This is a genomic window from Streptomyces zhihengii (assembly GCF_016919245.1).
GTDB classification, from domain to species: Bacteria; Actinomycetota; Actinomycetes; order Streptomycetales; family Streptomycetaceae; genus Streptomyces; species Streptomyces zhihengii.
In genome coordinates, this window is record NZ_JAFEJA010000001.1 from 1,007,017 (window position 1) to 1,030,429 (window position 23,413).

19 protein-coding genes and 1 pseudogene are annotated in these 23,413 nt (G+C 74.7%); 10 read left to right on the forward strand and 10 right to left on the reverse strand.

All coding sequences use genetic code 11. The features are described from left to right. Positions 1-382: 382 nt before the first annotated feature. Complete coding sequence (locus JE024_RS04260) at positions 383-1,045, reverse strand: response regulator (protein WP_205372284.1); 663 nt, start codon at positions 1,043-1,045, stop codon at positions 383-385. After that, positions 1,033-2,124, reverse strand: a complete 1,092-nt coding sequence (locus JE024_RS04265) for a sensor histidine kinase (RefSeq protein ID WP_205372285.1) — start codon at positions 2,122-2,124, stop codon at positions 1,033-1,035. The genes JE024_RS04260 and JE024_RS04265 overlap by 13 nt, the downstream gene beginning before the upstream one ends. Before the next feature lie 361 nt (positions 2,125-2,485). On the opposite strand from JE024_RS04265, the gene JE024_RS04270 reads away from it, so the two are divergent. Continuing rightward, entirely contained in the window at positions 2,486-3,181 is a 696-nt protein-coding gene (locus JE024_RS04270; RefSeq protein WP_205372286.1) for a TetR/AcrR family transcriptional regulator, read from the forward strand. Here JE024_RS04270 and JE024_RS04275 read toward each other — a convergent pair. Beyond that, positions 3,093-4,058: an oxygenase MpaB family protein gene (locus JE024_RS04275; RefSeq protein WP_205372287.1), complete on the reverse strand. Its 966-nt coding sequence runs from the start codon at positions 4,056-4,058 to the stop codon at positions 3,093-3,095. The genes JE024_RS04270 and JE024_RS04275 overlap by 89 nt on opposite strands. 302 nt (positions 4,059-4,360) lie before the next feature. Here JE024_RS04275 and JE024_RS04280 point away from each other — a divergent pair, with 302 nt between their 5' ends. Beyond that, positions 4,361-4,777 (forward strand): DUF7144 family membrane protein, encoded by a 417-nt coding sequence (locus JE024_RS04280; protein ID WP_205372288.1) that lies wholly within the window; start codon positions 4,361-4,363, stop codon positions 4,775-4,777. A gap of 76 nt (positions 4,778-4,853) precedes the next feature. On the opposite strand, the gene JE024_RS04285 is transcribed toward JE024_RS04280, so the two are convergent. Next, complete coding sequence (locus JE024_RS04285) at positions 4,854-5,243, reverse strand: Zn-ribbon domain-containing OB-fold protein (protein WP_205372289.1); 390 nt, start codon at positions 5,241-5,243, stop codon at positions 4,854-4,856. A 127-nt stretch (positions 5,244-5,370) separates the two neighbouring features. Beyond that, positions 5,371-6,150, reverse strand: coding sequence for a TetR family transcriptional regulator (locus tag JE024_RS04290; protein WP_205376366.1), 780 nt, complete (start codon positions 6,148-6,150; stop codon positions 5,371-5,373). Positions 6,151-6,343: 193 nt separating this feature from the next. On the opposite strand from JE024_RS04290, the gene JE024_RS04295 reads away from it, so the two are divergent. The 4 genes from JE024_RS04295 to JE024_RS04310 all read left to right on the forward strand — a co-directional run bounded on the left by JE024_RS04295 (position 6,344) and on the right by JE024_RS04310 (position 11,074). Further along, the gene (locus JE024_RS04295) at positions 6,344-7,129 is read left to right on the forward strand and encodes an electron transfer flavoprotein subunit beta/FixA family protein (protein ID WP_205372290.1); all 786 of its coding nucleotides are present in this window, start codon (positions 6,344-6,346) and stop codon (positions 7,127-7,129) included. Positions 7,130-7,247: 118 nt separating this feature from the next. Continuing rightward, positions 7,248-8,210 (forward strand): electron transfer flavoprotein subunit alpha/FixB family protein, encoded by a 963-nt coding sequence (locus JE024_RS04300; RefSeq protein ID WP_205372291.1) that lies wholly within the window; start codon positions 7,248-7,250, stop codon positions 8,208-8,210. Between the two features lie 261 nt (positions 8,211-8,471). Next, entirely contained in the window at positions 8,472-9,389 is a 918-nt protein-coding gene (locus tag JE024_RS04305) for an AurF N-oxygenase family protein (RefSeq protein WP_205372292.1), read from the forward strand. Between the two features lie 14 nt (positions 9,390-9,403). Further along, complete coding sequence (locus JE024_RS04310) at positions 9,404-11,074, forward strand: FAD-dependent oxidoreductase (RefSeq protein ID WP_205372293.1); 1,671 nt, start codon at positions 9,404-9,406, stop codon at positions 11,072-11,074. 309 nt (positions 11,075-11,383) lie between these two features. Here JE024_RS04310 and JE024_RS04315 read toward each other — a convergent pair whose 3' ends face one another. Next, positions 11,384-11,920, reverse strand: coding sequence for a DoxX family protein (locus JE024_RS04315; protein WP_205372294.1), 537 nt, complete (start codon positions 11,918-11,920; stop codon positions 11,384-11,386). A gap of 113 nt (positions 11,921-12,033) precedes the next feature. Continuing rightward, positions 12,034-13,404 (reverse strand): bifunctional transcriptional activator/DNA repair enzyme AdaA, encoded by a 1,371-nt coding sequence (locus JE024_RS04320; protein ID WP_244883121.1) that lies wholly within the window; start codon positions 13,402-13,404, stop codon positions 12,034-12,036. 289 nt (positions 13,405-13,693) lie between these two features. On the opposite strand from JE024_RS04320, the gene JE024_RS04325 reads away from it, so the two are divergent. Further along, positions 13,694-14,410 carry a TetR-like C-terminal domain-containing protein gene (locus tag JE024_RS04325; protein ID WP_205372296.1) on the forward strand — a complete coding sequence of 239 codons (717 nt, stop codon included), beginning with the start codon at positions 13,694-13,696 and terminating at the stop codon, positions 14,408-14,410. Positions 14,411-14,491: 81 nt separating this feature from the next. Here the strand turns inward: JE024_RS04325 and JE024_RS04330 are convergent, their stop codons facing one another. From JE024_RS04330 to JE024_RS04340, 3 genes and pseudogenes are all read right to left on the reverse strand, one after another. After that, positions 14,492-15,724, reverse strand: coding sequence for an NAD(P)/FAD-dependent oxidoreductase (locus JE024_RS04330; protein WP_205372297.1), 1,233 nt, complete (start codon positions 15,722-15,724; stop codon positions 14,492-14,494). Positions 15,725-16,041: 317 nt separating this feature from the next. Then, positions 16,042-17,439 (reverse strand): annotated as a pseudogene (locus tag JE024_RS04335) (FAD-dependent oxidoreductase); the annotation flags it as partial. Beyond that, positions 17,436-18,899: an FGGY family carbohydrate kinase gene (locus JE024_RS04340; RefSeq protein WP_244882583.1), complete on the reverse strand. Its 1,464-nt coding sequence runs from the start codon at positions 18,897-18,899 to the stop codon at positions 17,436-17,438. The pseudogene JE024_RS04335 and the gene JE024_RS04340, both read right to left, overlap by 4 nt. Positions 18,900-19,474: 575 nt before the next feature. On the opposite strand from JE024_RS04340, the gene JE024_RS04345 reads away from it, so the two are divergent. From JE024_RS04345 to JE024_RS04355, 3 genes are all read left to right on the forward strand, one after another. Continuing rightward, on the forward strand, positions 19,475-20,476 hold the full coding sequence (locus tag JE024_RS04345) for a hypothetical protein (RefSeq protein ID WP_205372299.1): 1,002 nt from the start codon (positions 19,475-19,477) through the stop codon (positions 20,474-20,476). A gap of 129 nt (positions 20,477-20,605) precedes the next feature. Further along, the gene (locus JE024_RS04350) at positions 20,606-22,141 is read left to right on the forward strand and encodes an amino acid permease (protein ID WP_205372300.1); all 1,536 of its coding nucleotides are present in this window, start codon (positions 20,606-20,608) and stop codon (positions 22,139-22,141) included. 161 nt (positions 22,142-22,302) lie between these two features. Further along, positions 22,303-23,319 carry a LacI family DNA-binding transcriptional regulator gene (locus JE024_RS04355; RefSeq protein ID WP_205372301.1) on the forward strand — a complete coding sequence of 339 codons (1,017 nt, stop codon included), beginning with the start codon at positions 22,303-22,305 and terminating at the stop codon, positions 23,317-23,319. Positions 23,320-23,413 lie beyond the last annotated feature (94 nt).

Genomic DNA, 23,413 nt, shown 5'->3' on the forward strand with positions numbered 1-23,413 from the left:
CGGCCTGTGCGGCACTTGCTCATCAGCCGCCCGGGACCGGCGCCCGGCGAGCAGCCGACCGGGGCCGGCGCACCCCGGGCCCGGCGCGACCACGCCGGGAACCAGCGCACCCCGCAGGGACCGGCCACCGGGAACGGACGCCCCCGGGGCCGGTGCACCGCCCGGGGAACAGCCGCCCCGGCAGCCCGCGCCGCGCCGGGTCATCAGCCGCGCCAAGACCGGCGCACCCGGCGGACCGGCCTCGCCGGGAACAAGCCCACCCCGGCGGACCAGCCCACCGGGAACAGGCGCCCCCGGAACCGGCGGCCCGCCCGGCGCCGGGCCGCCCGGCGCCGGACCGGGTGACGGGCTCGCGCCGGGCGGGTGGCGCGACGCCGGGCGGTCAGGGGCCGTCGAGGCTGTCCTCGCTGACCCGGCGGGCCAGATCGATCTTGGTGTAGGCGGGGCGGCCCGCCTCGCGGTACTTCGCCTTGACGCGGTCCAGGTAGTCCTTCGCGGTGTGGACGGTGATCCCGGCCCGCCGCGCCGCGGACTTGAGCGTCATCCCGGACGCGTAGTCGAGCAGGATCTGCCGCTCCCGCGGCGAGAGCCGGGGGCGTGCCGGGCCGGTGTCGTGGGCGCAGGCGAAGGCGAGTTCGGGCGAGTGGGCGCCGCGTCCCGCCGCGACGTCCCCGATGGCGGCGACCAGCGTCGGCAGGTCGTTGTCCTTGGTCAGATAGCCGTCGGCCCCGGCCCGCACCGCGTCGATGATCCGGGCGCGGTCGGGGACGGTGCTGATGACCAGCACCCGGCTGCCGGTGGCAAGCAGCCGCCGGATGTTCTCGGCCGGGGCGGATCCGTCGCGCAGCAGCAGGTCGAGCAGCACGACGTCGGCGGGGGCGGGCACCGGCCCGTCCGGCGACTCCTCGCCGCCGTGGAGCAGGTCGCCGACGGTCGCCGCGGTGGCCACCAGCGCGAGTCCGGGCACGGGGGCGAGCCATGCGCGCATCCCGTCGAGGAGCATCCGGTCGTCGTCGACGACCGCCACGGTGGTCACGCCGGCCATCTCAGCTCCACCCGGACGCCCTCGCCGGGGGCGGTGTCCACGCTCGCCCGCCCGCCGACCTCCGCCATCCGCCCCCGGACCGAGCCGCTCAGCCCGAGTCCGGGGAGCTGCTCCCGGGGGTCGAAGCCCGGCCCCCGGTCGACCACGGTGACGACCACTCCCCCGCCGCCGGTCTCCCCGGTGGCGGTGAGGTAGGCGTGTCCCGTCCGGGCGTGCCGCCGTACGTTGTTGAGCGCCTCGCCCGCCGCGTCGGCGAGGGCGGCGGCGACCTGCGGCGGCACTTCGGGCAGGCCGTGGTACTGCGCGGTGACGCGCAGTTGCAGGCCCTCGGCCGCGGTGACCGCGGCCTCCAGCGCCTCGCCTATCGCGTGCCGGGGATGCTCGTCGGCGTACCGCTGCACGAGCCGCCGCAGATACGCCGCCTCGCGTGCGCAGCGCTCCCGCACCCGGGGCGCGTTGGCGTCGACGCCGCCGCCCGCGATCGTGGTCAGGGTGGCGAGGACGGTGTCGTGCAGCGCCCGGTGGTGCTCCAGGCGTTCGGCGTACCGCGCCCGGTGCGCCTCGGCCTCCAGCGCGCGGGCGTTGGCCTCGTCGAGCAGCCGTCCCTGACGGCGCAGGTACCACCAGAAGACCCAGGCCATCGCCGCCGACGACAGCAGTGAGTTGACGTGCCCGCCGAGCACGGCGGGGCTCGCGCCCACGAGCCGGTAGCCGGCGAGGTGGGTGAGCACCAGGAGGACGACGGCGGCCAGGGCGTGCAGGCGGTCCAGGGCGATGGCGGCGACGGAGCTGGCGGAGCCGCCGAGCAGCATCGACCAGCCCAGCACGGCGGGTTCGTCCACCCCGGCCCACAGGTACAGGGCGAAGGGGAGCAGGCAGCCGGTGACGAGGACGTCGGCCCAGACGTGCCGGCCGCGGAACCAGCCCTGCCGCAGGGCCGTCCCGTGGCACAGCACGCTCAGCGCCAGGGCGGCCGCGAGGGCCGCGTACATCACGGGCTCGCCGCGGTGGCGCTGGGCGACCGCGAGGACTCCGACGGCCAGATGGCTGGCGCGGTAGAGCAGGGTGGCGAGGATCATGAAGGACTGCGCGCGTTGCAGTCCCGACCCGGCTCCGGTCGCCCCCTGCAGTGCGCGTATCGCGCGTAACGGTAAGGAACTCACCCTCGGTCACGCCTCCCCGTACCGGTGGCACCGCGGTGTCCCGGGGTGGTCGACCCGCGGGACGGGTTGGTGCACGGTGCCCAGAGTGTCGCTGGCGTCACGTATTGTGCCTCAGCGAGCGCCCGGCGCACGTGTCCCGGCACCCCTGACGGCCCCCAGCCCCCGGCGGCGGTCCCCCCGGCACGCCCCGTGGGAGCGACCTGGCCCGGATCTCCGGGCGTCGTGGCCGGGGCGCTGTGATTGAGTGGGGCGGCACGACGGAACGGGGCGGGTACACATGACGGTTCGCGGGGACGACGATTCGCTGCTCGGCGACGCGCGGCTCGACGGCTCACCACTCGGCGCCGCCTCACCGCTCGGCGGGGCGCTCGGCGGCTCGCTGCTCGGTGGCGCGCCCGAGCCGGCCGACGCGCTGACGGCGCAGATCCTCGACGCGGCGCGGGAGCAGTTCACCACCTTCGGTCTGCGCCGCTCGACCGTCGACGACGTGGCGCGCCGGGCCGGGGTGTCGCGGGTGACGGTGTACCGCCGCATCGGCAGCAAGGACAGCCTGGTCTCCGCCTGTCTGCTGCGCGAGTACCGGCGGTTCGTCACGGACGTGGACGAGGCCGTGGCCTCGCTGCCGACGGTGGAGGACCGGCTGGTGGAGGGCTTCACCGTGGTGCTCCGGCACATCCGCCACCACCCGCTGGTCGGGGGCCTGCTGCGGCTGGAGCCGGAGACGATGCTGCCCTATCTCACCGTGGAGAGCGGTCCCGCGTTCCTCGCGATGCGCGGGTATCTCGTGGACCGGCTCGATCAGGCGCGGCAGGCCGAGGGACAGCCGGAGAGCGATCCGACGCCGGTGGCCGAGCTGATGGTGCGCATCACGGTCTCCTTCCTGCTCAATCCGGTGAGTACCTTCGAGCTGGACGACGACGACCGGGTTCGTGACTTCGCCCGGCGCTATCTGGTTCCGCTGCTCGGGCGCTGAAGCCGCACTCACCGGGCAGCGGCTCCAGCGGACGGCCGGCGGCCCAGTGCGGCCCGAGGTCGTCGAGGGACCAGCCGAGCGGGTAGGAGCGCGCCCGGGGGCGGACGGGCATCCGGTCGGGGCGCGCGGGCATCAGCGCGACGGCGCGGGACCTGGCCCGTACGGCGCGCTCGGCGGCGGTGCGGGCCCAGGCGGGCTGCTCGGGGAAGCCGAGGGCGCGCAGCAGCGGCTCGTCGAGCAGGGCGAGGGTCATCCGGACGGCCATCGGGCGCAGCGGGCGCGGGTACCAGTCGGCCATGACCCGCAGGGTGGCGTGCGCGACCCGGCGGTTCGCCGGCGCGTAGGCGAACATGGTGCGCTCGTAGGCGGTCAGCAGCTCCTCGAAGCCGGCGTAGGTGTCGGGTGATCCCTCGATGCCCATCATCTCGCCCGTCCGGCGGCCGACCAGGGCGATGGCCTGCACCTCCTCGGGGCAGAGCCGCCGCCAGCCGAACCGGTTGATCCAGCGGACGGGTCCCACCACGGTGGTGGCGAGGACGTAGAGGAAGTCCTCGTTGGGGATGCGGTACCTGCCGTGGATGCGGTTGAGGTGCCGGGCGGTGGCGCGGCCGCGTTCGGAGTCGAACCCGTCGCGGACGAGTTCGTAGCCGAACAGCAGGGTGTCGTCGTACCGCTTCTGCCCGGCCCGCTCGAACTCCTGTGTGCGGTCGAGGAGTTCGGAGATCCGGGGGACGCCGTAGTCGCGCAGGAAGGCGACCCCGAGTCCCTGCCGGTAGTCCCAGGGGAACTCGTACTGGGTGATGAGCCGGTGGATCCGCTCGTAGTCCTGGGCGGGGTCCATCCGGCGGATCTCCCGCAGGCGGCTGTAACGGGCCATGCGGCGGGCCTCCCGTTCCGGGGCCGGGCGTCCGCCCGGCGCCGCTGAGTCAGAGATACAAGCACTATGTACTTGTTTCACTGGATGGTCAACGCCGATCACAGGAACGGGAGTTGACGAGGGGGACGCGATGCCGGACCGCCCGCCGGGCGGGTCGGCGCGCAGCGCGCTTCACCCGTTCGGACGCATCCACATGGCCCCGGGTCCGCGGCGGGCCGATGCTCGGAACCGTCCCGGAGGGACACGCCCGCACCAGCACACGGCACGCTCGCGCGGGTGCACGGAGCCGAAGGAGCACTGCCATGGCTCAGTCAACCGCGCGGCACGACGGCGCACGGCGCAACCCCTGGGCGGCCGGAGGAACGGTCTTCGCCGGGGTGCTGCTGCTCGTCGACGGCGTGCTCAGCGTCTTCAAGGGCATCGCGGGGATCGCCGAGGACGAGGTGTACGCCCGCGTCGGCGACTACATCTTCAAGTTCGACGTCACCGCGTGGGGATGGATCCTGCTGATCCTCGGCGTCGTCCTGCTGATCACCGGGTGGGGCGTCCTCACCGCGGCGGGCTGGGCGCGGGCGGTCGGCGTCGCGTTCGCCTCGCTGAGCATCCTGCTCAACTTCCTCTGGCTGCCCTATCAGCCGCTGTGGGCGGTGATCTCCATCGCGATCGGGGTGTTCGTCATCTGGTCGCTGTGCACGGACCGGCCGTCCCGGGCGGCCTGACGGCACGACGGCGGCGGGGAGCCGCGGCGGAGTCCGGACGGACCCTCCGCCGCGGCTCCCCGCCGTCGCGGCACGCTCAGCGCCAGCGGTCCCGCTCGCGGTCACCGGTGTCGCACACCTCGAAGACGACCTCGCCCGTGTCGAAGTCGGCGCCGGCGGCCGGGCGGACCCGCTCCCCCGCCCAGACGAGGTGCGGCGGCGCCCCGATCACCCGGCAGCGGAGCATGAAGCCCTCGGGGAAGCGGACCAGCGACTCGTTGCGGGCGAGCTTGGTGTAGCGGTGGACGACCGTGGTCCGCACCACGATGCCGTCCCCGTCGCTCCGGGCGGATTCCAGGTCGCTCGACGCGCACACCGGACACAGGAGCCGCCGGAAGGAGGCGGTTCCGCACCAACGGCAGCGCTGATAGATGAGACCGGCCTCCGCGCGCACCGGCGCTGCGGTGGCACTTGCTGGCTGGGACACGTCGCGACCCCCTGCACTCGGCTCCGAGCGACGCGTCCTCGCTGCCGCTGCCCGCACGATATGGCACTGAGTGCCGTCACGTAAAGACACTCAGTGTCAGTAATTTCGGAGCCGGCGGATGCCGGGGTCAGCGGTGCCGGGCCGGGGTGCCGAGCACCGCCTCGACCTGCTGCACCACTCGCCACAGCGGGGCGTCCCGGCGGGCCACCATGACGACCACGTCCCCGTCGGCCGACACCTCGGCGGGCCCTCCGCCCGGACCGCCGCCGGACACGGCGGCGTTCGCACCCGGGGAGCCACCGGATCCGGCGGACCCGGCGAAGGCCTCGGCCCCGGGGGCGGCGGCCGGCGCCGCGGGCCGCGCCCACACGTCGAGGACCGTGCCGAGCGCGTGCTCGACCGCGGCCTCCGCGTCACCGCTGCCGCCCGAACGCAGCCACGCCCGCAGGGCGTTGTTGTGCGCGGCCACCACGGCGGCCGCCACCACCTCGGCACGCAGCGCCCCGTCCGGCCCGCCGCTCCAGCACTCACGGAGAAATCCGGCCATGGTGCGCTCGTACCGCCGCACGACGGACAGCTCGTAGGTGCGCAGACCCGGCACCTCCTGGGTCAGCCGGTAGCGCTGGACCGAGAACTCCGGCTTCGCCGCGTACATCCGGGTCACCAGACGGGCGGCGTCGCACACCGCGCGCACCGGGTCGGGCTCCGTCCCGCGGGCGAGGAGCGCGGTCATGTCCGCAAGGCAGCGCTCGTGGTCGGGGAAGACCGCATCCTCCTTGGAGGGGAAGTAGCGGAAGAACGAACGCCGCCCGACACCGGCTCTGGCCACGATCTCGTCCACGGTGGTCCGCTCGAAACCGCGCTCCAGGAACAGCTGGAACGCCGCCTCGGCGAGGGTCTCCCGCATGGGCGTCCTGGGAGGGTCGTCGGCCCCTTGAGCAGCCGCCGGCCCGCGCCGTTTGCGCACCTCAGTCATGCGGGGAACGTAGCATCGGAGACCGGATTTGGCACTTGGTTCCTTTACATGGGGTACTGAGTGCCATAGGTTCGGAACATCAACCACGCGCGTCATGCGACCGCCCGTCAGGAGGAGAGCCGGCGTGAGCCTGAGGATCGTTGTCTGTGTGAAGTACGTGCCCGACGCCACCGGCGACCGGCACTTCGCCGATGACCTGACCGTCGACCGGGACGACGTCGACGGCCTGCTGTCGGAGCTGGACGAGTACGCGGTGGAGCAGGCGCTGCAGATCGCGGAGAGTGCGGACGACGCCGAGGTGACGGTGTTGACGGTGGGTCCGGAGGACGCGAAGGACGCGCTGCGCAAGGCTCTGTCGATGGGTGCGGACAAGGCGGTGCACGTCGAGGACGACGATCTGCACGGTACGGATGTGATCGGTACGTCGCTGGTGCTGGCGAAGGCGGTCGAGAAGGCCGGTTTCGATCTGGTGATCTCGGGGATGGCGTCGACGGACGGCACGATGGGTGTGGTGCCGGCGCTGCTGGCGGAGCGTCTGGGTGTGCCGCAGGTGACGCTGCTGTCGGAGGTGTCGGTCGAGGGCGGCACGGTCCGGGGCCGTCGTGACGGTGACACGGCGTCGGAGCAGCTGGAGGCGTCGCTGCCGGCGGTGGTGTCGGTGACCGACCAGTCGGGCGAGGCGCGCTACCCGTCGTTCAAGGGCATCATGGCGGCGAAGAAGAAGCCGGTGGAGTCCTGGGACCTGGAGGACCTGGAGATCGAGGCGGACGAGGTCGGTCTCGCGGGTGCGTGGAGCGCGGTCGACTCGGCGACCGAGCGCCCGGCGCGCACGGCGGGCACGGTCGTCAAGGACGAGGGCGAGGGCGGCAAGCAGCTCGCGGAGTTCCTGGCGGGTCAGAAGTTCGTCTGACGCGGCCTGGCGGGTCAGAAGTTCGTCTGACGCGGCCCGGCGGGCCGAGGTTCGTCCTAGGCCCCCCGTCTCTCTCGTCCCCCCTTCTTTTCTTCGTTCACAGCAGGAGTGTTGTCCCATGGCTGAAGTTCTCGTCTTTGTCGATCACGTGGACGGTGCGGTCCGCAAGCCCACGCTGGAGTTGCTGACGCTGGCGCGTCGGATCGGTGAGCCGGTGGCGCTCGCGGTGGGTGCGGGTGCCGAGCAGACGGCGTCGGTGCTGGCCGGTCACGGTGCGGTGCGGGTGCTGACGGTGGACGCGCCGGAGTTCGCCGAGTATCTGGTGGTGCCGAAGGTGGAGGCGCTGCAGGCGGCGGTCGAGGCGGTGTCCCCGGTGGCGGTGCTGGTGCCGTCGTCGGCGGAGGGCAAGGAGATCGCGGCGCGTGTGGCGGTGCGGATCGGTTCCGGTCTGATCACCGACGCGGTGGACCTGGAGGCCGGTGAGCAGGGTCCGGTCGCCACGCAGTCGGCGTTCGCCGCCTCGTTCACGACGAAGTCGCGCGTCTCGAAGGGTGTGCCGGTCATCACGGTGAAGCCGAACTCGGCCGCCGTGGAGCCGGCGCAGGCCGCGGGTGCGGTCGAGGCGCTGTCGGTGTCGTTCTCGGAGCGGGCGACGGGGACGAAGGTCGTGGCGCGTACGCCGCGGGAGTCGACCGGGCGTCCGGAGCTGACCGAGGCCGCGATCGTGGTCTCCGGCGGCCGGGGTGTCAACGGCGCGGAGAACTTCGCGGTCATCGAGGCGCTCGCGGACTCCCTCGGTGCGGCGGTCGGCGCCTCGCGTGCCGCGGTCGACGCGGGCTGGTACCCGCACACCAACCAGGTCGGCCAGACCGGCAAGTCGGTCTCCCCGCAGCTGTACATCGCCTCCGGCATCTCCGGCGCGATCCAGCACCGGGCCGGCATGCAGACCTCCAAGACCATCGTCGCGATCAACAAGGACGCCGAGGCCCCGATCTTCGACCTCGTCGACTACGGCGTCGTCGGCGACCTCTTCGACGTCGTCCCCCAGCTCACCGAGGAGATCAACACCCGCAAGGGCTGATCCCCCGGCACGCACACACCCGACAGGGGCCGCACGGTGACACCACCGCGCGGCCCCTGCCGCGTGCCCGGGGCCGTCGCAAGGCGTTCACGAAGCCCTCGCAGATCCTGCTGACAAAGTTTCTACCGAGGGGTAGGCCAGCCGGGCGCTCTTACTATACGGTCCGTCTAACAAGGGGGTGGAGCCACCTCCCGGGGCGCCCGAAGCGATCACGACGCCTCCCCGGCGCCCCGGAATCCCCAGGGATGGAAGGAGCCGCACATGGCAAGCAGCACGGTCCGGCCGCACGCCCAGGAGGACCCGGCCCCCGACGACGGTGTCGCCCGGCGACTGCTGGAGTCGTCCGCAATGCTGGCCTACGACCCCGCCGTCGAGGTGGACTGGGACACCCCCCTCGACAAGGACTTCCACGGCGCCAGCCCCGAGTGGAGCACCCTCTACGGGACCGCCTACTGGAGCGAGTTGACCGACGCGCAGCGCAAGGAGCTGACGCGCCAGGAGGCCGCGTCGGTGGCGAGCACCGGCATCTGGTTCGAGATGATCCTCCAGCAGATGGTGCTGCGCGACATCTACGCGAAGGACCCGACCGGCGCCGAGTTCCAGTGGGCGCTGACGGAGATCGCCGAGGAGTGCCGGCACTCCATCATGTTCGCGCGCGGCGCGCAGAAGCTCGGCGCCCCGCCGTACCGGCCCTCCCGCCCGGTGCTCGAACTGGGCCGCGTCTTCAAGACGCTGGCGTTCGGCGAGGCGGCCTACGCGGCGATCCTGGTCGCCGAGGAGGTCCTGGACGTCATGCAGCGCGACTGGATGCGGGACGAGCGGGTCGTGCCCTTCGTCCGCACCATCAACAACATCCATGTCGTGGAGGAGTCCCGGCACATGAAGTTCGCCCGGGACGAGACGCGCAAGCGGCTGGCCCGGGCCGGCTGGGTGCGCCGCCAGATCAACGCGTTCGTCGTCGCGGTCGCCTCGTACTTCATCGTCACCAGCATGGTGAACCGGAAGGTGTACGCGAACGCCGGGCTGGACGAGACGCGCGCGCTCGCCGAGGCGGCGGCCAACCAGCACCACAAGTCGATGATGCGGTCGAGCTGTTCGGGCCTGATGGACTTCCTCGCCTCCGCACGCCTCCTCACCAAGCCTGCGCTCGCGTTCTACAAGCGTGCCAACCTGATCTGAACCGGGCCGCCACCATGACCTTCGCCATCACCCAGACCTGTTGCAGCGACGCGACCTGTGTCGCCGTCTGCCCGGTCAACTGCATCCACCCGACCCCGGAGGAACGCGCCTTCGGCAGCACGGAGATGCTCTACATCGACCCGAAGACCTGCATCGACTGCGGGGCGTGCGCCGACGCCTGCCCGGTCGACGCGATCTTCCCCGTGGACAGCCTCGCACCCGACCAGAAGGAGTACGCGGCCCTCAACGCCGCGTACTTCGAGGACGACGCCCGCTTCGAGGACGACGAACAGCCCGCACCGGCCGGCGACGGCCCCAACTTCCACACCTGGGGCGAGCCGCGGTTCGAGCGCTCGCTGCCGTCCGACTTCGCGCCGCTGCGCGTCGCCGTCGTCGGCACCGGGCCCGCGGGCATGTACGCGGCGGAGGACCTGCTGCTGCACACCGCCGCCGAGGTGACCCTGATCGACCGGCTGCCCGTGGCGGGCGGCCTGGTCCGCTACGGAGTGGCCCCCGACCACCCGGCGACCAGGAGGGTCGGCGAGACCTTCGCCCGCTTCCACGCGCACCCCCGGGTGCGGATGTACCTCGGCCTGGAGGCCGGGCGGGACGTGTCGGCCGAGGAGATCGCCGCGCACCACGACGCGGTCGTCTACGCCGTGGGGGCGTCGGCGGACCGGCGGCTCGGGCTCCCGGCCGAGGAACGGCCCGGAGTCGTCTCGGCGACCGCCTTCGTCGCCTGGTACAACGCCCACCCCGAGGTCGCGCCCGACGCGATGGACCTGTCCGCCTCGCGGGTGGTCGTCGTGGGCAACGGCAACGTCGCCCTCGACGTGGCGCGGATCCTGGTGAGCGACCCCGAGACGCTGGCCGGCACGGACATCGCCGACCACGCGCTCGCGGCACTGCGCGCGGGCTCGGTGCGCGAAGTGGTGGTGGTGGGCCGGCGGGGACCGGAGGACGCGGCGTACACCCGGTCCGAACTGCTGGCCCTGCGGCACCTGCCGGGCGCGGAACTGGTCGTCGACGACCACGACCCCCGGATCGGCGCGGCGATCGACGCGGCAGGCCCGCAGGACAAGGCCGGTGTGCTGCGGGACGTCGCCCGGGAGCGCGTGGACTGGTCGCGGCCGGCGGACGGGGAGCGGCGCATCGTGCTGCGCTTCCACTCCTCGGTGCTCGACGTGGCGGGCGACGACGGCGGTGTGCGGTCGGTCGAGGTCAGCGGCGCCGAGGGCGGGACGGGGATCCCGGCGGGGCTGCTGCTGCGGGCCGTCGGCTACCGCGGGCTGCCCGTGGCGGGTCTGCCGTTCGACGAGGACACGGCTACGGTCCCGCACCACGGCGGCCGGGTGGACGGCATGCCGGGGACGTACGTCGTCGGCTGGATCAAGCGCGGTCCGTCGGGCGGCATCGGGGCGAACCGCACGTGCGCGGCGGAGACCGTGGGCACCCTGCTCGCCGACGCGGTCGCGGGGGCGCTGCCGGCGCCCCGGGGCTCGGCCAAGGCGTTCCGGCGGCTCGCCCGCCGCCGCAACCGCGATCTGGTGGACGCCCGCGGCCTGGCCGGCATCGAGCGCGCCGAACGCACCCGCGGGGACCGCGAGGGACGCCCCCGGGTCAAGCTGGCGACCGTCGCCGAGCTGGTCTCCGCGTCGAAGGGCCCCTGGCGCCTGACGCGGTGACCCGCCGCCCCGGCGGCATACGGCACGAGGCCGCCCCGGCCCGGGGATCTCCCCCGGGCCGGGGCGGCCTCGCTGTGTCCCGGCGCTCCGGGGCTCGGGCCCTGCCGCATTCCGGCGCTGCGGAGTCCCGGTGCTCCGGCCTTCCGTCGCTGCGATGCTGTGTCCCGGCGTTCCGGTGCTCCGGCCTCCCGGCGCTGCGGTGCTGCGATGCTGCGCCCCTCCGGCGTTCCGGTGCTCCGGCATCCCCGCATCCCGGCATCCCGGCCTCCCGGCGCTCCGTCAGGTGCGCGTACGGCGCTCAGGAGGGCGTCACTCCTCCTCCGTGGCCTCGGACTCCTCCACGCTCTGGTCGCGGACGCGCTTGCCGACGATGGCCGCGGCGGCCACCGCGCTCGCGACGAAGGCGGTGGCAATGACCCAGGGCTGGTCGAAGCGGTGCGAGGTGGCGTGGTCCAGCGAGTAGCGGCCGGGGCCGACGAGGCCCACACCGGCGGCCGTGAAGCCGAGGTACGCCGGGTACTCGAAGCCGCCCGACTGGGCGAAGAATCCCGCGGGCGCGTGCACGGACACCGCGCCCGCCATGTTCCCGGCCGCCGCCGCGCCCGCCACGGGCGTCGCGAGACCGAGCATGAGCAGGACACCGGACCCGGTCTCGGCGAGCCCCGCCGCGAGCGCGCTCTGCTTGGGCGGGTGGAAGCCCATCGCCTCCATCCCCTTGGTGGTGCCCTCCAGGCCCCCTCCCCCGAACCAGCCGAAGAGCTTCTGTGTGCCGTGGGCGGCGAGCACCGCGCCGGTGCCGACCCGCAGGGCGAGCAGGCCGATGTCGCGTCGGAGGATGGTCGTCATGGGCACTCCCGGTGGGCGGGCGGTGGTCGGGACGGACGTCATCCACTGTCGGCCGGAGCGGGGCCGCACCCGCTGCGTTGTTGGGCCGTACGGGTGAAGATCGGGCCGCGCGCTCAGTGGCCGGGCGGCAGGGCGAGGTGGGCCGCCGCGTAGGAGCGCCAGGGGCGCCAGTGCTCCGGGGCGGCGGAGGGCGGGACGGCCGGGTCGTCGGGCAGCAGGACGTCGGGGTCGCCCAGGGCGTGGCGGCGGATGCGGGCGGCCTTCCCGGGGCCGATGCCGGGCAGGGCGGCGAGACGGCGCTCGGTGTCGCCGCGGTCGACGCCGGGGTCCAGGCGGATGTCGCCGGAGGCGAGGGCGGCGGCGAGCGCCCGTACCGCGGGCGGCCCCGCGTCGGCGAGACGGGCCGCGCCGGGGAAGAGGCGGGCCGGGCCGGTGCGGGGAGCGGGCAGCTCCTCGCCGTACGCGGCGACCAGCTCCGCCGCGTCCGGGCCGGCCGCGATGCGCAGGGCGGTCTCGTGCGGGTCGGCCGTGCCGGGCACCCGGAGGCCGGGGCGGGCCGCGACCAGGGGTGCGAGCAGCGGATCGGCGCCGAGCCGCTCGGCGACGGCGAGCGGGTCGGCGTCCAGGTCGAGCAGGCGCCGCATCCGCTGCGTGGCGGTGGTGAGATCGCGCAGGTCGGTCAGGTGGAGCCGACAGTCCAGCCAGTCCCCGCCGCCGGAGCGTTCGTGGGCCTCGGCGACGGCGGGACCGGCCGGCAGGGCGAGGGTGCGGCGGTAGGTGCGGGCGCCCGGGGCGCCGGTGACCTCCTCCACCCCCGGCAGCGCGTCGGCGGCGAGCCGGTCGAACATCGCGGCGCGCTCGTACGGGCCCCGGTAGGCGAGCCGCAGCGGCACGCCGGCCGCTCCGTCGTGCGGGGCGGCGTGGCGGCCGCGTGAGGAGCGCAGTTCGCTGGGGGTCGCCGCGTAGATCTCCCGGATGGTGTCGTTGAACTGCCGCACGCTGGCGAATCCGGAGGCGAAGGCGATCTCCGCCGCCTGGAGGGTGGTCGTCTGGAGCAGGATCCTGGCGGTGTGGCTCCGCTGGGCGCGGGCGAGGGCGATCGGTCCGGCGCCGAGTTCGGCGTTGAGCTGCCGCTGGAGCTGGCGGGCGCTGTAGCCGAGCCGGGCGGCGAGACCGGACACGCCCTCGCGGTCCACCACGCCGTCACCGATCAGCCGCATGGCGCGGCCCACCACGTCGGCGCGGACGTTCCACTCCGCGGAGCCCGGCACGGCGTCCGGCCGGCAGCGGCGGCAGGCGCGGTAGCCGGCGCCCTGCGCCGCCGCGGCGGTGCGGTAGAAGGACACGTTGCGGCGCTTGGGCGTGACGGCCGGGCAGCTCGGCCGGCAGTAGATGCCGGTGGTGGACACGGCGAAGAAGAACACGCCGTCGAACCGGGCGTCCCGGCTGCTCACGGCCTCGTAACGGCTGTCCTCGACACGGATGTCCTCGGCACGGATGTCCGCGGCACGGCTGTCCCCGGCAGTGCTGTCCGCGGCACGGACGTCCTCGACGGTCATACGCCCAGTATGCGAGCGCGGGCCGCCCTCGGCTGGCGGGATTCGGACACCGCGGCGGAGCCGTGGGCGCCGGGGTCCGGCGTGCGGACCGGCCGCTCCGACGGGCGGGCGGGCAGACCGGCAGTCGGACCGGCGGACCGGAACCGGCCGAACACGCTCCGCATTACCTGCGACGTAATCGACGCCATGCGGGATTTCTGTCAGGGTCGGAATCATGACGACTTCCGAAGCCCGTGATCTCCAGCAGGACAGCCTCGAGGCGGCCGTTTCCCGGCTGAAGGCCGAGGCGGGCGACCGCCTCGCGGCCCGGCACCGCGTCGACTTGGACCCGGCCGAGCTCGCCGCCGCGGCCGGTGCCGACCCGGCCTTGGTCGAGGAGCGGTTCCCGGACCGGGACGCCCTGCTGACCGACCTGGTGCTGGGCGCCTACAACGCGATGGGCGACAGCGCGGAGCGGGCCGCGGCCGAGGCGGAGAAGGCCGGGGCCGATCTGCTGGGCCGCTGGGTCGCCTGCTGCGAGGGCGTCCGGACGTGGGCGCTCGCCCACCCCGAGGAGTACGTGCTGATCTGGGGCCGCCCGGTGCCCGGTTACGACGCCCCGCCGGAGACGATGGCCGCGGGCGCCCGCACGGTCCTGGTCCTGCTCGGCCTGGTCCGCGAGGCGCTGGCGGCCGGCGAACTCGCCGTGGACCACGTGCCCGCGCCCGAGCTGTCCGAGGGCATGGCCCGCACGATCGAGCCGCTGGCCCAGGGGATGTTGAGCGGCCTGCCCACTCCGGTCATCACCCGCATGCTGATCATCTGGACTCAGCTGCACGGCATGGTCGGCTTCGAGGTCAACGGCCACATCGCGGGTGTCGCCGCCGACCCGGCCGCCTTCTTCACCCACGCGGCCACCGCCATGGGCCAGTACGTCGGCCTGCCCCACTGACCCCGTGATCCCCCGGTGACCCGAGTCGGGGATGCGGTGGCGCAGGCGGCCCGGTGGCCGGGTGCGGTCGGCCGCGGGCGGTCAGGTGCCCGGGGCCGGCCGGAGGGTCAGGTCGACGGGGCCGGCGGCGGGGGTGGCGGCGGTCAGGAGAGGGCCGTACAGGTGGACGGAGCGGTCCGGCAGCGCGGTGGCGGGCAGGGCCGTGCTGCCCAGGACGCGTCCGCCCTGGACGGCGACGATGACGGGACGGGCGACCCGTGCCCCGGTGCGCAGGACGAAGCGGCCCCCGGGCGGCGGCACGGGGACGGCGGGGAGCAGGTTCGGCGTGATGCGCAGCAGCGGCGCCGCCACCCGGAGGGGTACCGCGGGGTCCTGCGGGGCTCCGGTGTCCAGATGGCGCAGGACCGCCCGGGCGGCGTGCCGCCCCTCCTGCGCGGCGACGGCCGCCGGTTCGACGCCGTGCAGCAGGTTCCCGGCGGCGAAGACGCCGGGGGCGGTGGTGCGCAGTGCGGTGTCGACGGCCGGTCCGCGGGTGGCGCCGTCCAGGGTGAGGCCGCCGAGGCGGGCCAGCTCGTGGTCGGGGATCCAGTCGCCGGTGAGGATCACGGTGTCGCAGGCGAGCAGCCGGTGGACGCCGTCGCCGCCCCGGATGCGGACGCCGGTGAGCCGGCCGTGTCCGGTCAGTTCGGTGACCGTCGCTCCGGTGAGGACCGGCACCCGGCCGCGCGGTGACTGGAGCGGCGCGTGGGGGCGGTCGGTGACCAGGGCGACGATCTCGGTGCCCGCGGTGCGCAGGGTGCGCACCGCGGCGAGGGCGACGGGCTCCGCGCCGACGACGACCGCGCGGCGGCCGGGCGCCCTGCCGTACAGGTGCACGCTCTGCTGGAGTTCGCCGGTGGTGAGCACGCCCTCGGGTCTGGTGCCCGGGATCAGCCGGGCGCCGCGCGGCCGTTCGCGGGCGCCGGTGGCCAGCAGCACGGCCCGGGCGGTGATGCGCTCGATGCCGTCCGGTGCGGTGACGTCGAGGGTGCGGGGCCCGGCCCATCCGGTGGCGATGACGCCGGTGCGCAGGGCGGCGCCCGCCGCGACGGCGGCGGTGACGAGCGGGCGGATCCAGGCGGGGCCCTCGACGGGCCGGTGGCGGGGGCCGAAGCCGCGGTGACGGCAGTGGCGGGGGACGCCGCCCGCCCGCTGCTCGCGTTCGAGGACCTCGACGCGTCCGGCGCCGCCCGCGGCGAGCCGGGCCGCCGCCGCGAGCCCGGCCGGCCCGGCGCCGACGACCAGCACGTCCACCTCCCGCTCCCGCCGGCTCATCCGCGTCCCTCCCCGTCGGAGGACGGGACCCCGGAGGTCGGGGCTCGGGAGCTCTCGGGCTCGGAGCCGGGGGGCGCGGAGATGCCGGGGGTCTTGGCAGCCGCGGAACCCGCGGACGCGAAAGCGCCGGGGCCGGAACCCGCCGGCGCGAAGGTGCCGGGGCCGGAACCCGCCGGCGCGCTGCCCGTGTCCGGCGGGTCGCCGTGCGTCGGGTCTCCCGGAGCGTCGGCGTCCGTCACGGCCGCGAGGCCGCCCGCGGGCGCGACTGCCGTGCCCGCCACGCCCGCGGGGTCCACCGGGCCCGTCCCGCCGGCCGCCGCGCGGTGGGCGTCGAAGCGGGCGCGGACGGTCGCGCCGCAGAAGAAGCCCTGGCACCGGCCGCCGCGTGCCCGGGTGCGGCGGCGCAGTCCGTCGAGGGTCGCCGGGGGCACGGTGGAGTGGACGGCGTCGCGGATCTCGCCCTCGGTGACCCGCTCGCAGTGGCAGACGACCGTGCCGTAGGCCGGGTCGCGGGCGATGAGGTCGGCGCGCTGGTACGGGCGTTGCGACTGCTCCCCGACGGCGGGCATCCGCACGGGTGCCGGTGGGCGTGCGGGCCCGAGGTCGAGGCCGCAGTCGGCGAGCAGGCCGGTGACGTGCGCGGCGACGGCCATGGACGCCGTCAGGCCGGTGGAGCGGATCGAGCCGACGGCGACGTAGCGCTGCTCGGGATGCGCGCGGATGCGGTAGTCGTCGTGCTCGGTGGCGGCGCGCAGGCCCGCGTACACGGCGGTGATCTCCTCGTCGGCGAGCGCGGGCAGGATGCGGCGGCCCTTCTCCCGGAGCGCGTCGAGGCCCTCCGCCGTCGATCCGGTGGCCCGCTTGTCGTCGAGGTCCTCGGCCGTGGGGCCGAGGAGGACGTTCCCGTGGACGGTCGGCGCGACGAGGACGCCCTTGCCGAGCGCGGTGGGGACGGGCAGCAGGATGTGGCGGACGAGGGGGCGGGCCAGCTTGTCGTGGACGATGAGCTGGCCGCGCCGCGGGGTGACGGTGAAGTCGTGGTGGCCGAGGAGCCGGTCGATGTCGTCGGCGTGCAGCCCCGCCGCGTTGACCAGGTAGCGGGCCCTCAGCGGGCCTCTGCCGGTGATGAGCTCATGGTGGCCCGGCCGGCTGATGACGTGCTGGACACGGCAGTTGAGGTGGAGGCCGACGCCGGCGCGGACGGCCTGGGTGGCGTAGGCGAGGGTCGTGGTCCACGGGCAGATGACCGATTCGCCGGGGACCTCCAGGGAGCCGAGTGCGCCGGGGCCGAGCCGCGGTTCGCGGGCGTAGGTGGCGGCGGCGCCGAGGATCCGGGTGTCGTGGCAGTCGTTGCGCCGGGCCTTGGCGGCGAGGCCGGGGAGGGCGTCGAGCTGCTCCTCGTCCCAGGCGACGAGGAGGGCGCCGACGGGTTCGACGGGGATGCCGCTCTCGGCGGCGTAGGCGGCGAGGCGGCGCTGCCCCTCGCGTACGAGCCGTGCCTCCAGCGAGCCGGGGACGGCGTCGAAACCGGTGTGCAGGATGGCGGTGTTGGCCTTCGACGTGCCGGTGCCGACGTCGTCGCCCGCGTCCAGGACGGCCGTGGTCAGCCGGTGGTGGGCCAGTTGCCGGGCGATCGCGCTGCCGACCACGCCCGCGCCCACGACGACGATGTCGTGCAGCCCGCCGGGGAGTGGGCCGGCGGTGGTGAGGCTCATGCCGTCGCCCGTGCCGGCGGGCCGGAGGGCGCCCGGGCGAGCAGTGCGTCGACCTCGGCGCGGAAGCGGCCCATCCGGGCGGCGGCCTCGTCCGCGCCGATCCGCGGCTCGTAGACGGCGGACGGCAGCCAGGCGGGGACGGCGTCACGGGCGCCGAGCGCGGGATCGGTGCCGAGCCGGGCCACCGCCGCGACGCCCAGCGCGGTGGCGTCGGGGAGTGCCGAGACCTCGACGGGGAGCTGGAGCAGGTCGGCCTGGGTCTGCATGAGCAGGGCGGAGCGGGTGAGGCCGCCGTCGACGCGGAGCGCGGACAGCGGGGTGCCGAGGTCGTGGGCGGCGGCCGCGGCGAGTTCCACGACCTGGGCGGCGATGCCCTCGCACAGGGCGCGCACCAGGTGGCCCGGCCCGGTGTCCAGGCCCAGCCCGGTGACGGAGCCGCGCAGGTCGCCGCGCCACCACGGGGCGGCGAGTCCGGCGAGTGCGGGGACGAAGGCGACCGTGCCGCTGTCGGGGACGGAGAGGCCGACCCGGTCGATGTCCTGGGCGCCGGAGATGACGCCGAGCCCGGTGAGCCAGCGCACGGCGGACGCGGCCGTGTAGACCTGCCCGTCGAGGCAGTAGCTGGTGGCGCCGCCGAGCCGCCAGGCGACGCAGCTCACCAGGCCGGTGGTGGCGCGCAGGGGCCGGGGGCCGGTCTGGGCGAGGAGGAACGCGCCGGTGCCGTAGGTGCACTTGGCGGTGCCCGGTTCGGTGACGCTCTGGGCGAGCAGCGCCGCCTGCTGGTCGACCAGGAGCCCGGTGACGGCCGTGGCGGGGCCGAAGGCGGTGGTGACGCCGACGGGGCTGTCGCAGTCGACGACCTCGGGGAGGCGCTCGCCGCCGAGGCCGTACAGGTCGAGGGCGCGCGGGGACCACACGGCCCGGTCCAGGTCGAGGAGCTGGGTGCGCCCCGCGGTGGCGGCGTCGGTGACGAACGCGCCGGTGAGACGGTGCACCAGCCAGGAGTCGCTGGTGGTGACGACGCCCTCGCGGGTGAGTTCGCGGCGGATCCAGGCCATCTTGGGGGCGGCGAAGTAGGGGTCGAGCGGCAGCCCGGTGATCCGCGTCAGTTCGTCGCCGTGCGGGGCGAGGGCGTCGCAGAGGGGGGCGGCGCGCCGGTCCTGCCAGACGATGGCGTCGGTGAGCGGCTCGCCGGTGGCCGGGTCCCAGGCGAGGACCGTCTCGCCCTGGTTGGCCAGGCCGATGGCGACGACCGCCTCCCCGGCGTCGGCCAGGGCCGCGCGCCCCGCGTCGGTCACGGAGGCGAGGAGCTCGCGCGGGTCGGCCTCGACCCGGCCGCCGGGGCCGTAGCGCGGGGTGACGGGCGCGGAGCCGGTGCCGATGACGCCGCGCTCGGGGCAGACGACGAGCGCCTTCGTCCCGGACGTGCCCTGGTCGACGGCGAGTACCGGTCCACTCACGTGCGCCCCGTTCATCACTCGGCAAGAGCTTGATCGCTCCCAGCAGCGTGGTGCAGCCTGCCTTTCTGCGTCAAGGGCGCTTGTGGACAAGCGAATTGATTGGTCATCATCATCTTGTCGTGCCGTCGTCCTTGAGTAGGATCGGCGCGGCTCGTCACCGGCGCGGGGCCCTGCACCACTCCTCGCGGCCGTGCGGCGACCGCCGGCGCCCGGCCGACCACCGGACCCGCCGGCCCGCTCGACGGACGACCGGCCGGCCACCCCGGTGACGTCCGGGCGGCTCACGCGCTGTGCCGCGGGGGACGCCACCGAACCGGAGGACCCCTGCGGACCGCCCGGTGGTACGCGCACGCCTCCTCACCGTCTTGAGGGACTCATGACTCGCACCGCTTCACCCGGCATCCGACCACCGGGCCCGCGACGCACGGGATCGGGGGCCCTCGGGCCGTGTTAGCCGTACCCCCTGGCGCACCGCGCCCGTTACGCGTACCGCCGAGCGCGGTGCCCCTCCGTCCGACGCCGACCCGGCCGGAGGCGCGCCGCCCGGCGGGCACCGGCCGCGGGAGGCACGGCTGATGCCCCCGGACGCGTTCCGCCCCAAGTACCACCCGGCCGGTCACGACGACCAGTTGCGCGGCGCGGTGCAGGAACTGCGCACCGGCCGGTGGCTGGCCATGCGGGACCTGCTGGAGTCGACACCCGACTGGGCGCTGTGGACGCAGCGGACCCAGGTGCTGGCCGCCGTCGCCGCCGGGTCGGACACGGTCCGGGCCTGGCGTTCGGAGGAGCCCGACAGCCCGGCCGCCGCGGTGATGCACTGCCGGGTGACGGTGGAACGGGCGCTGCGCGCGCACCGCGACGGCCACCACCGCACCCAGGAGCTGTGGCACGACGCCTGGCAGGCCTGCCGGGACGCCTCCCGGGCGGTGCCGGACGACCCGGTCCCCTGGGTGTGCCTGCTGGCGCTGGCCCGGCTCGACCCGGAACAACGGCTGGAGGAGCACCGGGTGGCGCCGCCCGGGCCGATGCTCTTCCCCGGGCCGTGGGGCCTGCTCGCCCAGGCCGACCGGCGCGACCCGCACAATCGCGAGGCGCACCACCGGATGCTCCAGTTCGTCTACGCCCGCCGCCCCGGGGCGCAGCTCCCCGAGGCGGTCAACTACGCGGTGTGGGCCGCGTCCTCGGCGCCCGCCGGTTCGGCGCTGAAGGTGCTGCCGCTGCATGTGCGGGTGGAGCGCTACCGGCGCGAGGAGGGCCAGGAGCGGGCGCTCGACCTGCACTGGGTCACCGACGACGCGACGCGCGACGCGGAGGCGGCGCTGCTCGGCTGGTTCGACGTCTGCGCTCCCGGCAGACGCTCGCTGCCGGACCTGAGCCATCTGGCGCACGCCCTGTGGGGCGCCCAGCGCTTCACCGAGGCCGCCCGGGTCTTCGAGGCGCTCGGCCCGTACTGGACCACCCAGCCCTGGTCCTTCCGCACCCGCGACCCCGGTGACGCGGTGCTCGCGGAGGAGGTGTTCCTGCGCGCCCGTGCCCGCTGTCTTGCGGTCGCGCGGGACGCGGGCGGGGCGGCCTGACGCCCTCACCCGAGGGCCACCCGCCCCGGCCTTCCCCCGTCCTGTCCCTGCCCGTCCCGCCCGAACGCGACCGCACGCGCCCTTCCCCGTCCGTCCAGCGCATCGCCCTTTCCCCACGGAGGTTTCCCGATGTCCGTCTCCCCGCCGAAGTGGTCGGCCGCCGACCGCACGCCACCCGAGGACAAGGACGAGGAGGCACGGCTGCGGGAACTGGGCTACCAGCCGGTTCTCGCCCGCCGCATGGGCGGTTTCGGCAACTTCGCGATCAGCTTCTCCGTGATCTCGATCCTGTCCGGCTGCATGACGCTCTACGGCTTCGGCCTGAACACCGGCGGCCCCTCCGTCATGCTGTGGGGGTGGCTGGGCGTCGGCCTGTTCGTGCTCTTCGTGGGCATGGCACTGGCCGAGGTCACCAGCGCGTACCCGACGTCGGGCGCGCTCTACTACATGGCGGACCGGCTCGGCGGCCGCAAATGGGGCTGGTACACGGGCTGGCTGAATCTGCTCGGTCTGCTGGGCGCGATAGCCGGGATCGACTACGGCTGCGCCCTGTTCACGGGCGCGTTCCTCAACCTCCAGTTCGGCTTCGAGCCGACGCCCGGCTCCACGATGGTCATCTTCGTCTGCATCCTGCTGCTGCACGCGACGCTCAACCTGTTCGGTGTGCGGCTGGTGAGCGTGCTCAACTCCATCAGCGTGTGGTGGCATCTGGCGGGCGTCGCGCTCATCGTGGGCGCCCTGGTGATCGTGCCGTCCGACCACCAGTCCCCCGAGTTCGTCTTCGGCGAGTTCGTCAACGGCACCGGCTGGGACAACCCCGTCTACGTGGCCGCCATCGGCCTGCTGCTCGCGCAGTACACGTTCAGCGGCTACGACGCCTCCGCCCACCTGTCCGAGGAGACGTCCAACGCCTCGGTGACGGCGGCCAAGGGCATCGTGCGCTCCATCTGGGTCTCCTGGATCGCCGGGTTCGCGCTGCTCGCGGGGCTGACGTTCGCCATCCAGGACTACGCGGGCACCCAGAACAGCGCGACGGGGGTGCCCCCGGCGCAGATCCTCATCGACGCGCTCGGCACCGGGGCGGCCTCCGCGCTGCTGCTGGTCGTCATCGTGGCGCAGCTCTTCTGCGGCAACGCCGAGGTGGCCGCCGCCAGCCGGATGGTGTTCGCGTTCAGCCGCGACAACGCGCTCCCGGGGTCCGCGCTCTGGCGCAGGGTCAGCGGCCGCACCCAGACGCCCGTGCCGGCGGTGTGGCTGTCGGTGGGCTTCGCCTGCGTCCTGGCCCTGCCCTCGCTCTACTCGCCGACCGCGTACGGCGCGGTCACCGCGATCAACGTCATCGGCATCACCCCGGCGTACGCGATCCCGGTGTACCTGCGGCTGCGGGCCGGTGACCGCTTCGAGCCCGGCCCGTGGAACCTCGGCCGGTGGAGCAAGCCGGTGGGCTGGGTGGCGGTGGCCTGGGTCGCCGTCGTGACCGTGCTGTTCTGCCTGCCGCAGTCGAACCCGGTGACCGTCGACTCGATGAACTACGCGTCCATCGCGCTGGCCGCGGTCCTGGTGCTGGCGACGGTGTGGTGGTTCGTCGCCCGGCGTTCGTACAGCACCCCGGCCGCGTACGGCACCGCCCGCGAACGGGCGGAGATCGAGGAGGACGTCGTCTGACGGCAGCCGCCCGCGGCGGCGGACGCCGTCCGACGGCCGCCTCGGCAGACCGGGGAGGGGCCCGTTCCGCGGGGACGGGTCCCTCGGCGCGCCCCGGCGGGTAGCCTGGCCGGGAGGCGACTGTCGAAGCGCTTCAATTCCTCTGATCTGCGGGAGAGCGGATGGTCACCCTTGCCGAGGTCGCCCGGCACGCCGGAGTCTCGGCCAGCACCGTGAGCTACGTCATCAGCGGGAAGCGCGCGATCTCCGCCGGGACGCGGGAGCGGGTGCGGCGGTCCATCAGCGAGCTGGGCTACCACCCGCACGCGGGCGCCCGGGCGCTGGCCGGCAGCAGGTCGCACATCATCGCGCTGATGGTGCCGCTGCGCACGGACCTGTACGTGCCGGTGATGATGGAGATCGCCGTCACCGTCGCCCAGGCCGCCCGTACGCACGGCTACGACGTCCTGCTGCTGACGGGCGAGGAGGCACCGGACGCGGTGCGGCGGGTGGTCGGCAGCAATCTCGCCGAGGCCATGATCGTGATGGACGTCGAGCTCGACGACCGGCGGCTGGAGCTGCTGCGCTCGGTCGACCGGCCGTCGGTGCTGGTGGGGATCCCCGCCGAGCCGGCCGGACTGACCTGTGTGGACCTGGACTTCTTCGCCACCGGCGCGGTCTGCGTGGAGCATCTGGCGGGGCTCGGGCACCGGGAGATCGCCGTCGTCGGCGAGGCGCCCGCGGTCTACGAGCGGCGCACCGGCTTCGCCGAGCGCACCCTCGCCGGCATCCGGGAGCGGGCCGGGCAGCTCGGCGTGCGGATGCTCCACCGCCCCTGCGAAGGCGGCTACGAGGGCGTGTCGGCGGTGCTCTCCCGGATCCTCGACGAGCGGCCCGGCACGACGGGTCTCGTCGTCCAGAACGAGGCGGCGGTCGAGCCGCTGCTGGCGGTCCTGCGGCAGCGCGGGCTCGCGGTGCCCGAGGACATGTCGGTGGTGGCGGTGTGTCCCGAGGAGGTGGCGACGGGAGCCTCCGTACGCCTCACCTCCGTGGCCGTCCCCGCGCGGGAGCTCGGCCGGCAGGCCGTCGAGGCCCTGATGGCCCGCCTCGGCGGCCGCCCGGCGGGCGAGGTCCTGCTGCTCCGCCCCGCCCTCACCCTCCGCGACAGCTCGGGCCCGGCGCCGGAAGCGGGCGTCTGACGGAGGGGCCCGGCTCCGCTGCTGGGCCTGCTCCGGGCCGGGGCTCCGCGACGGGCGGGGGTCCGCCCGGGACCGGAGGCGGTGAGCGATCCGC